Origin of the sequence: Pseudomonas fluorescens (assembly GCF_005938625.1) — a bacterium.
GTDB classification, from domain to species: Bacteria; Pseudomonadota; Gammaproteobacteria; order Pseudomonadales; family Pseudomonadaceae; genus Aquipseudomonas; species Aquipseudomonas fluorescens_BD.
The window spans coordinates 1-13,953 of record NZ_VCNJ01000059.1 but is presented as its reverse complement, the minus strand read 5'-3'; the positions used below and the strand labels follow the sequence as shown (position 1 = coordinate 13,953).

Sequence of the window (13,953 nt, the reverse complement as noted above, 5' to 3'; positions counted from 1 at the left end):
AACGCGTGCAAGAGTTAATCGAGTCGGTAGGACAACTTTCGGCTAAGCAAAGAAAGGCTCTGGCGGTTCTGCTCAAGCAGAAAGGCGTCAACCTCTTTGACATTGCCCCGGTTTTCAAGCGCACGGCTGAAGAGCCGTTGCTGCTGTCCTACGCTCAGCAGCGCCAGTGGTTTCTCTGGCAGTGGGCGCCGCACAGCGCGGCCTACAACATTCCGACGGCCCTGCGTTTGCAGGGTCCGCTGGATGTCAGCGCGCTGGAGCGCAGCGTTCAGGCGCTGATCGAACGACACGAAACCTTGCGCACGGTGTTCTCCCAGGAAACCGCGCAACCCTTGCAAGTGGTCCTGCCCGCAGGACCCTTTGCACTGGAGACTCATCAACTGAGCGCTGAGCTGGCCAACAACGCGGATGCCTCGATCCAGGCGTTCGTGCAGACCCAGAGCCAGAAAACTTTCGACCTGCAGCACGGCCCGCTCTTGCGCGCAGCGCTGCTGCAAGTCACCCCGAATGACCATGTGCTGGTGCTGACCCTGCACCACATCGTCTCCGATGGCTGGTCGCTGCAAGTGATGATCGAGGAACTGGTGCAGCTTTACGCCGGTTTCAATCTCGGTCACGACGCCGGTCTGCCAGCGTTGCCGATTCAATACGCCGACTACGCCTTGTGGCAACGGCAGTGGATGGAGGCCGGTGAACAAGAGCGGCAACTGGCTTACTGGCAAGAGAAACTCGGCGGTGAGCAACCAGTGCTGGAACTGCCGATGGATCGCCCGCGTTCCATCGAGCAAAGCTTTGCCGGCGCCAGCCATAACCTGATTCTCGACCCGGCGCTGAGCAACGCGCTCAAGACGTTCGCCCGGCAAGAAAACGTCACCCTGTTCGTGGTCTTGCTGGCCTCGTTCCAGGCCCTGTTGCACCGTTACAGCGGTCAGACCGACATCCGCGTCGGCGTGCCGAATGCCAACCGTGGCCGGGTGGAGATCGAGCGGCTGATCGGCTTCTTCGTCAACACTCAGGTACTCAAGGCTGATATCGACGGGCAGATGTCATTTGTCGATCTGCTGCGTCAGGTCAAACAGACCGCGCAGCAAGCGCAGGCCCATCAGGACTTGCCGTTCGAGCAACTGGTTGAAGCACTGGAGCCGGGCCGCAGCCTCAGCCACAGTCCGCTGTTCCAGGTGATGTTCAACCATCAGGCCGAACGCCGCGCGAGTGTAGAAACCCGTTTGAATGGCCTGAACATCGAACCGCTGGAGTGGCAGAGCCAGACCGCGCAGTTCGACCTGACCCTCAATACCACCGAACAGGCGCACGGCATCGAAGCTGTGCTCAAGTACGCCACGGATCTGTTCGACGCGGCGACCATCGAACGACTGGCACAACACTGGAACGCGTTGTTGCGGGCCATCGTCGCCGAGCCGACGCAGCGCATCGGCCAGCTATCGATGCTCGACGCCGGCCAGCAGCAACAATTACTCGCGCAGTGGAATCCTGAGCGCGTCCAGCAACCACTGGAACAGTGCATCCATCAAGCCATCGAAGCGCAGGCCGAGCGTTATCCCGACGCGGTCGCCGTGACGTACGACGGACAACGCCTGACGTACGCCGAACTCAATTGCCGCGCCAACCAGTGGGCGCATGCGCTGATCGCGCGTGGCGTTGGCCCGGATGTGCGTGTTGGTGTGGCGGTCGAGCGTTCGCTGGACATGATTGTCGCCATTCTTGCCGTGCTCAAGGCCGGTGGTGCTTATGTGCCGCTGGATCCGGGTTATCCGGATGATCGTTTGAGCTACATGATCGAGGACAGCGGCATCGATCTGCTGTTGACCCAGGGTCATCTGCTCGCGCAACTGCCGGTGCCACCGGGGCTGGCGTGCCTCGATCTGCATCAGTCGCCAGAACACAGTATTGAAACCAACCCGCTGTGCCTGACCACGCCGGACAGTCTGGCGTACGTCATTTACACCTCCGGTTCCACCGGTAAACCGAAGGGCGCATTGCTGCCGCACGGCAACGTCATGCGGCTGTTCAGCGCCACCGAGCACTGGTTCGATTTCGGCCCGCAGGACAGCTGGACGCTGTTCCATTCCTACGCCTTCGACTTCTCGGTCTGGGAGATTTTCGGCGCGCTGCTGTATGGCGGCAAACTGGTGGTGGTGCCGCATGACATCACCCGTTCCCCGGAAGATTTCTACACGCTGCTGTGCGATGAAAATGTCACCGTGCTGAACCAGACGCCGTCGGCGTTCAAGCCATTGATGCAGGTCGCCAGCGAGTCGACGCGCACCAATTCTCTACGTTACGTGGTGTTTGGCGGCGAAGCGCTGGAAGTGCAGAGCCTGCGCCCGTGGTTCGAGCGTTTCGGCGACCGCGCGCCGACGCTGATCAACATGTACGGCATCACCGAAACCACGGTGCACGTCACTTACCGGCCGTTGTCGATGGCCGATCTGCAACAAAGCCACAGCAGCCCGATCGGCGAGCCGATTGTCGACCTGTCGTGGTACTTGCTCGACAGCGCGCTGAACCTGGTGCCGCAAGGCTGCATCGGTGAGCTGTACATCGCCGGTGCCGGTCTGGCCCGGGGCTACCTGAATCAGGCCGGCATGACCGCCACGCGATTCGTTCCCGACCCCTTCAATCCGCAGGCCGGTGAGCGCCTGTATCGCACCGGCGACCTGGCGCGGCTGCGCGGCGATGGCGTGATCGAGTACATCGGACGGATCGACCATCAGGTGAAGATCCGTGGTTTCCGTATCGAGCTGGGCGAAATCGAAGCGCAACTGCTCAAGCACCCCGACGTGCGTGAAGCCGTGGTGCTGGCGGTCGACGGTATCAGCGGCCAGCAACTGGCGACGTGGATTGTCGCGAACGAAGTGCTGGACGCCGAGGGGCAGGGCGCACTGCGCGATTCGATCAAGGCGCATTTGCGCGAGACCTTGCCGGACTACATGGTCCCGGTCAGTTGGGCGTTCCTTGAGCGTCTGCCGCTGACGGCCAACGGCAAACTCGATCGCAAACAACTGCCGCACCCGGAAGTCGCGCAGGTGCAGGAAGTCTATGCCGCGCCGCGCAACCAACTGGAACAGCGTCTGGCCGAGATCTGGCAGGACGTGTTGAAGGTTGAGCGCGTCGGCCTCAACGACAACTTCTTCGAGCTGGGCGGCGACTCGATCATTTCGATTCAGGTGGTCAGCCGCGCGCGTCAGGCGGGCATTCGCTTCACCCCCAAAGACATCTTCCAGCACCAGACCGTGCAACGTCTGGCGACCGTCGCGCAACAGAGCGACGCGGTGCAAATGCAGCAGGGCGAAGTGCTCGGCGACGCGCTGCTGACGCCGATCCAGCATTACTTTTTCAACAGTGACATTCCGGCGCGGCACCACTGGAACCAGTCGATCCTGCTGACCCCGGCCAGCGCGCTGCAAGCGGCGCCGCTGGAGCAGGCGCTGTTGCAGCTGCAACGCCACCACGACGCCTTGCGCCTGCGTTACCAGCAAACCAACGACGGCTGGCAACAGCGCCATGCACCTGCGGATCAGGCGCATGCCTTGCTGCGCACGGTCACGCTGGACGACAGTGCGGCATTGCCAGCGCTGTGCCTGGACTTGCAGCGCAGCCTCGATTTGCTCGATGGCCCGCTGATTCGTGCAGTGTTGGTCGATTTGCCGGACGCCACTCAGCGTCTGCTGCTGGTGATCCATCACCTGGTGGTCGATGGCGTGTCGTGGCGGATCCTCCTCGAAGATTTGCAACGTGCTTATCAACAACTGAGCAGCGGTCAGGCTATGCGTCTGCCGGCCAAGACCAGCGCGTTCAAGGATTGGGGCAAGCGTCTGCAGGAGCATGCCCGCAGCGCTGAACTGGAGAGCGAACTGGATTACTGGCGCGGGCAACTGCGCGATGTGTCGGTCGACCTGCCGCTGGACAATCCACAGGGCCAGTTGAGCAACCGTTTCGAGCGCAGTGTCGATACGCGTCTCGACGCCGAACGTACCCGCCAGTTGCTGCAACAGGCGCCAGCGGTTTATCGCACCCAAGTCAACGACCTGCTGCTGACCGCGCTTGCCCGTGTGCTATGTCAGTGGACCAACACCGACAGCGCACTGGTGCAGCTTGAAGGTCATGGTCGCGAAGACTTGTTCGAGGACGTCGACCTCAGCCGCACGGTAGGTTGGTTCACCAGCATGTTCCCGGTGCGCCTGACCCCGGACGCCAGTCTGGAAACCTCGATCAAAGGCATCAAGGAGCAACTGCGCGCGATCCCGAACAAGGGCATCGGCTATGGCTTGCTGCGTCATCTGGGCAGCGCCGAGTCGCAAGCGGCGTTGAACGGTCTGGCGCAACCGAAGGTGACGTTCAACTACCTCGGCCAGTTCGACAATAACTTCGACGAAGGCGCCCTGTGGGTGCCGGCCACCGAAGACAAGGGCGCCGGCCAGGATGAAAACGCGCCGATGGCCAATTGGCTGACCATCGATGGCCGGGTTTATCAGGGCCAACTGAGCTTGACCTGGACTTACAGTGGCGATGTCTTCGAAGAGGCGACCATCAACGCGTTGGCCCGCGCGTATGAAGTGGCGCTGGGTGAGTTGATCGACCATTGCCTGAACCACCCGAGTGGCGGTTTGACGCCGTCGGATGTGCCGTTGGCCGGGTTGTCCCAGGCACATCTGGACAGCTTGCCGATGGCCGCCCAGCGCATCGAGGACATCTATCCGCTGGCGCCGATGCAGCAAGGCATTCTGTTCCACAGCTTGTACGACGCCGATGCCAGTGCCTATGTCTATCAAATGCTGCTGGATATTGACGGCCTCGACGTGGCGCGTTTCCAGCAAGCCTGGCAACGCGTGGTGGATCGTCATGAAGTGCTGCGCGCCGGTTTTATCTGGGGCCGGGATGGTCTCGATGCGCCGCTGCAAGTGATCAATCGCCAGTTGACCCTGGAAATGCCGGAAGTCGACGTGCGTGGTGTGGCGAATCTGCCGGCCGTGCTTGAAGCGCGGGCGCAGGCGGATCGCGAGCGCGGTTTCGATCTGCAGAACCCGCCGCTGTTGCGCTTGTGCCTGTTGCGCACCGCCGATGATCGCCATCGGCTGATTTTCACCTGTCACCACATCCTCATGGATGGCTGGAGCAACTCGCGGATGTTCGGCGAGGTATTGCAGGATTACGCCGGTCAACCGGTGCCAAGCGCGCAGGGTCGTTACCGTGATTTCCTGGTCTGGCTGCAAGGTCAGGACAAAGCCGCCTCGCAGGATTTCTGGCGCGGACAACTGGCCGCACTGGACGAACCGACCCGACTGGCCTCGGCCTGCCACGGGCAAACGGTGCCGGGCCCGGGCAAACAGATGCATCGCCTGCATTTCGACCAAGCCTTCACTCAGCGCCTGAACGGTTTCTCCCGTCAGCAGCAAGTGACTCTCAACAGCCTGGTACAAGCCGCATGGCTGTTGGTATTGCAGCGCTACACCGGCCAGGCCACGGTGGCCTTTGGTGCCACGGTGTCCGGGCGTCCGGTGGATCTGCCGGGTATCGAGCAGCAATTGGGCCTGTTCATCAACACCTTGCCGGTGATCGCCAGCCCGCAAGCCACGCTCAGCGTCGGCGACTGGGTGCGCAGCGTGCAGGACAAAAACCTGTTGCTGCGCGACTACGAGCAGACGCCGTTGCAGGACATCCAGCGTCTGGCCCAACTGAGTGGCGAAGCGCTGTTCGACACCTTGCTGGTGTTTGAAAACTATCCGGTGTCCGAAGCGCTGGAAGCCAATCCGGGCGGTTTGGGTTTTGGCGGCCTGGAGCACCGCGAGCAAACCAACTACGGTCTGACCCTGATCGCCGGGGCCAGCGACGTCCTGAACCTGGACTTCAACTACCTCACCGAGCACTTTGCCGAACGTAGCGTGCTGGGTCTGGCAGGGCACCTGGAAGAAGTGCTGCGCCAGTTCATTGAGGCGCCACAGCGTCTGCTTGGTGAAATTGGCCTGCTGCCGCTCGCCGAACGCCAGACCCTGGCGCAATGGAACGCCAATCAGGCTGCGTATCCGGCTGAGCGACTGATCTCGCAGAGTTTTGAGCTTCGCGTGGCGGCGCATCCGCAGGCACTGGCACTGAGTCATGCCGGCGTCACCCTGAGCTATGCCGAACTCAATCAACGCGCCAACCAGTTGGCTCATCATCTTGTGGCGCTGGGTGTCGGCGCGGAAATCCGCGTGGGCGTGGCGATGCCGCGTTCGGCGGAACTGGTGATCGCCCTGATGGCGGTGCTCAAGGCCGGTGGCACCTATGTGCCGCTGGACCCGGATTACCCGGCGGATCGCGTGGCCTACATGCTCGACGACAGTCAGGCGAAAGTCTTGCTGACGCAGCAATCGCTGCTGGCGCAACTTCCGCAGACCGATGCGCACGTGGTGCTGGTCGAGGCGGGCGGTGCGGCATTTGCCGAGCAGTCTGTGGACAATCTTGCTGCGCGGGGTGATTCGGCCAATCTGGCGTACGTGATCTACACCTCCGGCTCCACCGGCAAGCCGAAAGGCGTGGCCATTGCCCATTGCAACGTGCAGGCGCTGATTCACTGGTCCGCCGAGATCTACAGCGAAGACGATCTGCAAGGTGTGCTGGCGTCGACGTCGGTGTGCTTCGACCTGTCGGTGTGGGAGATTTTCGTCACCCTCGCACGCGGCGGATCGATCGTCATGGCACGTAATGCCCTGGAACTGCCGGACTTGCCGGAGCGCGATCAGGTGCGCCTGATCAACACCGTGCCGTCGGCGATTGCCGCGCTGCAACGCAGCGGGCAAATTCCGCCGGGCGTGCGCATCATCAACCTCGCCGGTGAGCCGTTGAAGCAGAGCCTGGTCGACACGCTCTACCGCGAGACGGCGGTGGCACATGTCTACGACCTGTACGGGCCGTCGGAAGACACCACCTATTCGACCTGCACCCGCCGCGAACTCGGTGGTCTGGCGAACATCGGCCGGCCGCTGGTCAACACCACGGCGTACATGCTCGACGGTCAATTGCAGCAAGCGCCGTTGGGCGTTGCGGCTGAGCTATATCTGGCCGGCGACGGCATCACCCGTGGCTACTTGTTCCGCCCGGGGCTGACCGCCGAGCGTTTCGTGCCCAATCCATTCTCGACCAGCGGCGAGCGCATGTACCGCACCGGCGACCTGACTCGCTTCAGCGATGACGGCCGGATCGAATACGTCGGTCGTATCGATCATCAGGTCAAGGTGCGCGGTTTCCGTATCGAACTGGGTGAAATCGAAGCGCGTCTGCTCGCTCAGGACAGCGTGCGCGAAGGCGTGGTACTGGCGGTGGATGGCCACAGTGGTCAGCAACTGGTCGCATATGTGGTGCCAAGTGATAGCGGCCTCAGCCTCGAACAACTCGACGACTTGCGTGAAACGTTACAGGCCGCGCTGAAGGCGCATCTGCCGGAATACATGGTGCCGGCGCAGTGGCTGTTCCTCGAGCAGTTGCCGCTGACACCGAACGGCAAACTCGACCGCAAGGCCTTGCCGGCACCGGACGTCAGCCAGTCGCAACGTGAATACGTCGCGCCGTCGACGCCGCTGGAGCAGCAACTGGCCGAAGTCTGGCAGGACATTCTGAAGATCGAGCGGGTCGGCGTGACCGACAACTACTTTGCGTTGGGCGGCGACTCGATCATCTCGATTCAACTGGTCAGCCGCGCGCGTCAGCAGGGGATTGGCTTCACCCCCAAAGACCTGTTCCAGCAGCAGACCGTGCAGAAACTCGCCGCTGTGGTTTCGCTCGAGTCGTCAACCGACGAGACTCCGGTGGATTATCCGTTGGCCAAACTCGATCAGGCGCAACTCGATGCGTTGCCGGTGCCGGCGGACATGATCGAGGATGTCTACCCGCTGTCGCCGATGCAGGAAGGCATGCTCTTCCACACGCTGTCGGATAACGGCAGCAGCCTTTACGTGCAACAGGTCAGCCTGCCGATCAAGGGCCTGGACGTGGAGCGCTTCCGCCAGGCGTGGGAGTTCGTGATCGCCCGTCAGGCGATTCTGCGCACCAGTTTCCATTGGCAGGACGGCCTGGCCAAACCGTTGCAAGTGGTGCATCGCCATGCGCCGTTGCAAATGCAGGTGCTTGATTGGCGTGACCAGGAGACCAGCGAAGAGCGGATTGCCGCGTTCGCCAGCGATGATCGCGCGCTCGGTTTCAATCTGGCCGATGCACGTTTGTTGCGGGTGACCCTGCTGCGCCTGAGCGACGATCAGTACCAGATGATCTGGACCAGCCACCACATCCTGATGGACGGCTGGAGCAGTTCGCGGCTGTTCGGCGAGGTGCTGCAGTATTACTCCAAGGGCGAAATCATCGGCGAGAACGGTCGCTACCGCGACTTCATCGCCTGGCTGCAGGCGCAGGATCAGGACGCCCAGGAACTGTTCTGGAAGGCGCGCCTGGCGGTGGTCAACGAACCGACGGCACTGAGCCAGGCGATGCACCCGCGCCACAGCGCCGATGTCGCCGGTCACGATGCGATCTATTCGAACTGGGATAAAGCGCAGACCGCGCGGCTGTTGCAGTTCTGTCGCGACCTGCGCATCACCCCCAACACCTTGATTCAAGGCGCGTGGCTGTTGCTGTTGCAACGCTACACCGGGCAGCAGACGGTGACTTTCGGCGCCACGGTGTCGGGGCGTCCGGAAAGTCTGACGAATGTCGGCAACATGCTCGGTCTGTTCATCAACACCTTGCCGATCATTCAGACCCCGCAAGCCGATCAGCGTCTGGCTGATTGGCTGGGCGATGTACAGGCCTACAACCTCGATATTCGCGATTACTCCCAGGCGCCGCTGGCCGATGTGCAGCGCTGGTCCAGCCTCGGTGGTCAGGCGCTGTTCGACAGCATTGTGGTGTTCGAAAACTTCCCGATCGACGATCGCTTGCAGGAAGAAAACGACACCGATCTGACCTTCGGCAAATCCATCGGCCACGGCGTGACCAACGTGCCGATGGACCTGGCGGTGATGCTCGGTGACGAGTTGTCGATCGAATACCTGTACCTGCGCAGCCATTTCAGCGCCGAGGCCGTTGTCGGTATTCGCCAGACCATGGAAAACACCCTCGCCGCAATGATGGCGGCGCCGTACGAACGCCTCGGCAATTTGCAGCGTCTGAGCCACGAGCAATGGCAAGCGGCGCAGGCCTGGAGTGCTGAACCGGCGCACACGCATCAAGCGGCGCTGCTGCCGGAACTGATCAGTCGTCACGCGCAACAGCAGCCGCAGGCCATCGCGCTGCAATGCGCCGGGATGAACCTGACCTATGCCGAACTCGAGCAACGCGCCAACCGTCTGGCACACTGCCTGATCGAACACGGTGCAGGGCCGGAAGTGGTGATCGGCGTGGCCTTGCCGCGTTCGCTGGAAATGGTGGTGAGCTTCCTCGCCGTGCTCAAGAGCGGTGCGGCGTATGTGCCGCTGGACATCGAGTATCCGCCGGAGCGTCTGGCGTACATGATCGAAGATTCGGGCATGGCGCTGTTGCTGACCCAGAGCAGCCTGCGCAGCACGTTGCCAGCGCCGCAAGGCCTGCTGCGTCTGGAAATCGATCACCTCGACGAAAGCCGCTACGCTGACCACGCTCCCGAACGCTGGGTGCAGGAGCAGGGTCTGGCGTATCTGGTTTACACCTCGGGGTCTACCGGCCGACCGAAAGGCGTCGCGGTGACGCAAGGCCCGCTGAGCATGCACTGTCAGGCCATCGCCGAGCTGTACGAAATGGACGCCAGCAGCTGCGAGCTGCACTTCATGTCGTTCGCGTTCGACGGCGCCCATGAGCGCTGGTTGAGCACCTTGTACAGCGGCGGGCGTCTGGTGATTCGCGACGGTTGCCTGTGGACGCCGGAGCAGACCTATCAGGCGCTGCATGATTACGGCATCACTATTGCCTGCTTCCCGCCGGCCTATCTCAAGCAACTGGCCGAGTACGCGGCGGCCAGCGGTATCGCGCCGCCGCCAGTGCGCATCTATTGCTTCGGCGGCGATGCGGTGCCGGATCAGACCTTCGAGCAGGTCAAGGCTGCGCTGCGTCCGCAGTACTTCACCAACGGCTACGGCCCGACCGAAACCGTGGTCACGCCGATGCTCTGGAAAGTCCCGGTCAGCCAGCATTGCGAAGCGGCATATGCGCCGATCGGCCGAGCTGTGGGCGCACGCTCGCTGTACGTGCTGGACGAGGATCTGAACCCGCTGCCGCCAGGCTTTGCCGGTGAGCTGTACATCGGCGGCTATGGCGTCGCCCGGGGTTATCACGGCCGTCCTGACCTGACCTGCGAGCGCTTCGTGCCGAATCCGTTCGCGGCGGGCGAACGCTTGTATCGCAGCGGCGATCTGGTGCGTTTGCGCGCCGACGGCGTGGTCGATTACATCGGTCGTATCGACCATCAGGTCAAGGTGCGCGGCTTCCGCATCGAACTGGGCGAAGTCGAGGCCAGTCTGCGCCAATTGGCGTCGGTCACCGATGCTCTGGTGATCGCCCGCGACAATGCCTCTGGCAAGCAACTGATCGGTTATGTGGTCACCGCGACCGGTGAAGACATCGGCGATGAGCTCAAGGCGGGCCTGCGCACTTCGCTGCCGGAATACATGGTGCCGGCGCAGATCGTTTGCCTCAGTGCTTTCCCGCTGACACCGAACGGCAAGCTCGATCGCAAGGCGCTGCCGGAACCTGAGTTCAAAACCGAGCAATACCTGGCTCCGCGCAACGAGCAGGAAGCCTTGCTCGCGGACATCTGGGCGCAGGTGTTGCAGGTCGAGCAGGTTGGCATCAGCGACAACTTCTTCGAGCTGGGTGGCGACTCGATTCTGAGTTTGCAGGTGATCTCCCGCGTCAGAAACCACCCGACGTTGCAGATGGACCTCAAGCTGCGCGACCTGATGCGTTATCAGACCATCGCCGGCATCGTTGAGCAGGAGGCGGCGAAGGAGGGCTCCGCACAACCACAGACGGACGTCACGCACGTGGCCGCCGAGGGCTTGTTCAATCTCTTGCCGATTCAGGAGTGGTTCTTTGCCGAAGGCATGGCCGAGGCGCATCACTACAACCAGTCATTGCTGTTGAGTGCACGCCAGCCGCTGGACCTCGATGCACTGGAGCAGGCACTGGGCTGGATCGAGCAACATCACGACTCGCTGCGCCTGCGTTTCTCCCACGAAGGCGGGCGTTGGTTGCAGCGTTACTGCGACCTCAGTGAACAGGGTGAAGCGTTGCTCTGGCGCCGCGAGGCGGACAACAGCGAGCAGGTCGAAGCCTTGGCCAACCTCGCCCAGCGCAGCTTGAAACTCGACGACGGGCCGGTCTGGCGGGTGATGCATGTCGCCTTGCCGGATGGCCAGGCGCGCCTGCTGGTGGTGATTCACCACTTGGTGGTCGACACCGTGTCGTGGCGAATTCTGCTCGACGATTTGAAAGTGGCGTATGAGGCCTGCGTGCAAGGGCTGCAGCCAAAATTGCCGATTCGCAGCAGCAGTTACCGATCGTTCGCCGAGGCCTTGCAGGCGCAGGCGCCAGTAATTGCCGAGCAGGAACTGGCGTACTGGCTGGGGCAGCTGGATCAGCCAGGCGTCGACTTGCCGTGCGACAACCTGCGCGGCAAGAACCTCGTGCGTCAGCAGGCGCAGGCGCGGCTCAAGCTGTCCCGTGAGCACACTGAACAACTGCTCAAACAGGCCCCGGCGGTGTACGGCACGCAGATCAACGACCTGCTGTTGTCGGCGCTCAGCCGTGCCCTGTGCCGCTGGAGTCAACAACCGTCGGCGCTGATTCTGCTCGAAGGCCATGGTCGTGAAGACCTGTTCGAGTCGATCGACCTGAGCCGCAGCCTCGGCTGGTTCACCAGCATGTTCCCGGTGCGCTTGCGCCCGGACAGCGACGACATCGGTCAGTCGATCGTCAATGTGCAGGCACAGTTGGCGGCGGTTCCGCAGAAAGGCATCGGCTATGGCGTGCTGCGTCATCTGGCCGGGGCTGAGGTGTCGCGGCAACTGGCCGAGCTACCGCAAGCGCGGGTCACTTTCAACTACCTGGGGCAATTCGACCAAAGCTTCGACGAGCAGGCTTTGCTGGTGCCGGCGCTGGAAGAGACCGGTGACAACTACAGCCTCAAAGCCAATCTGGGTAACTGGCTGGAAATTGTCGGCCAGGTCTATGACGGTCAGCTGGCCTTGCGTTGCATCTACAGCAGCCAGCGTTATCGCGCCGGCACTATGGATGCCTTGATGAGCGATTACCAGCGTGAGCTGGAGGCGTTGGTCGAGCATTGCATGGCACGCGTGGGCTGATCGCCGCACGTTCAGTCATCTCGAGGGGGCGCTGCCGAGGCGCGCCCCTTTTTTTGCCGATACAAGGATTTTAGCGATGTCTTTACACCCTGATCTGGAAGCCTTCCTCGACCTGGCCCAAGACAGCCAGGACGCCGGCCTGCCGGCCATGCACCAAATGACCCCGAGCGAGGCCCGCGCGACTTTCGAGCAGACCACCGCGCAACTGCGCTGGCCGGCACCTGAAGACCTGTTGGTCAGCGAAATCGATACGTCGGCGCGTGATGGTGCGCGGTTGGCATTGCGTCTGTATCGCCCAAGCGCTGCGGTCTCGCCGATGCCGGTATTGGTGTATTTCCACGGCGGTGGTTTTGTCGTCGGCAGCCTCGATTCTCACGACGGTGTGTGCCGCGAGTTTTGCCAGCGGACGCCGTGTGCGGTGTTGTCGGTCGGGTATCGATTGGCCCCGGAGCATCGTTTTCCAACGGCGCTGGAGGATGGCGAAGACGCTTTGTCGTGGTTGGCGGAAAACGCCGTGAGCCTTGGTCTTGATACCTCGCGCGTGGCGTTTGGTGGCGATAGTGCCGGTGCGACGTTGGCCACGGTGCTGGCGATTCAGGCGGTGGTGCAACCGCATACCGTGGCCATCGCACCCAAGGCACAGTTGTTGTGCTATCCGGTGACCGACGCTTCGCGCGTGCACGATTCGCGGTTGTTGTTCAGCGAGGGTTATCTGTTGGAGAACGATACGCTTGACTGGTTTTATCAGCATTACGCCCGCAGTCCGGAAGATTATCTGGACTGGCGCTTTTCGCCGTTGTTGGCGGAGGATCTGCGGGGTGTGGCGCCGGCGATCGTGTTGTTGGCGGGTTTTGATCCGTTGTTTGATGAGGGTCAGGCTTATGCTGACAAATTGCGGGGGCAGGGGCTGAGTGTTGAGGTTGAGCATTGTCCGGGGCTGACGCATGATTTGCTGCGGATGGCTTCGGTGATGCCTGATGTTTTGCGGGTGCATGAAACTTTGAGTCGGGCGTTGGAGCGGGTGTTGGGGTGATCATTTTCTTGGTTGGTTTTGGGGGCATATCCGTTGCTGCGGTAACGGCGGCTTAGGGTTCCGCCCTGACGGCGGGTCACCTTTTCCAAACGCCGAAAAGGTAACCGAAAAGGCTTGCTCCTACGTGCGGCCCGCTCGCTGGGGCTCGGGGTTCCTTCGTTGCGGGATCGATCCGGGCGCAGCGTCTCCGGTTTGCTTCGCTGCACCTACTCCCGCTGTGTTTGGCTTCGCCAAACGGTCGCTACGCTCCCACACCCGGATCAATCCCTCCACTCAGCCTTCCGACGTCGCCTTATAGATCAAGATCAAGAGCAGGCGAGCTGACACTCGGCCTATTGAGTGGTGAAGAGCGGGACGTGGTCGGCTTTGGATTTGTGTTGGAGCTGCCCCTCATCGGAACGCCGCCCGCCCAGCCGTCTCTCGGAGGGAGAGGGGGCCGATTTTTGGGCTTTTCAAAATCTGAGTTCGACGCGGTATCGCATGTCGGCGAAGCTTTCCCGAACATCTCAGTCAGTCACCTCTTTCTTGGGGGGTGAGGGGCTGATTTGTTTGCTTTTTAGAGCCTGAGTTCAACGCGGTATCGCATGTCGGCGT

The 13,953-nt window shown here is 62.0% G+C and carries 2 protein-coding genes; both read left to right on the top strand.

The annotated features are described in order from the left end of the window. Positions 1 to 5: 5 nt before the first annotated feature. Positions 6 to 12,326: a non-ribosomal peptide synthase/polyketide synthase gene (locus tag FGA82_RS27565; RefSeq protein ID WP_141129539.1), complete on the top strand. Its 12,321-nt coding sequence runs from the start codon at positions 6 to 8 to the stop codon at positions 12,324 to 12,326. A 76-nt stretch (positions 12,327 to 12,402) separates the two neighbouring features. Then, entirely contained in the window at positions 12,403 to 13,359 is a 957-nt protein-coding gene (locus FGA82_RS27560) for an alpha/beta hydrolase (RefSeq protein WP_141129538.1), read from the top strand. Positions 13,360 to 13,953 lie beyond the last annotated feature (594 nt).

Excerpts from the sequence above, each read along its gene's own strand:
- FGA82_RS27560 (WP_141129538.1), top strand. The coding sequence starts at position 12,403 with ATGTCTTTACACCCTGATCTGGAAGCCTTCCTCGACCTGGCCCAAGAC.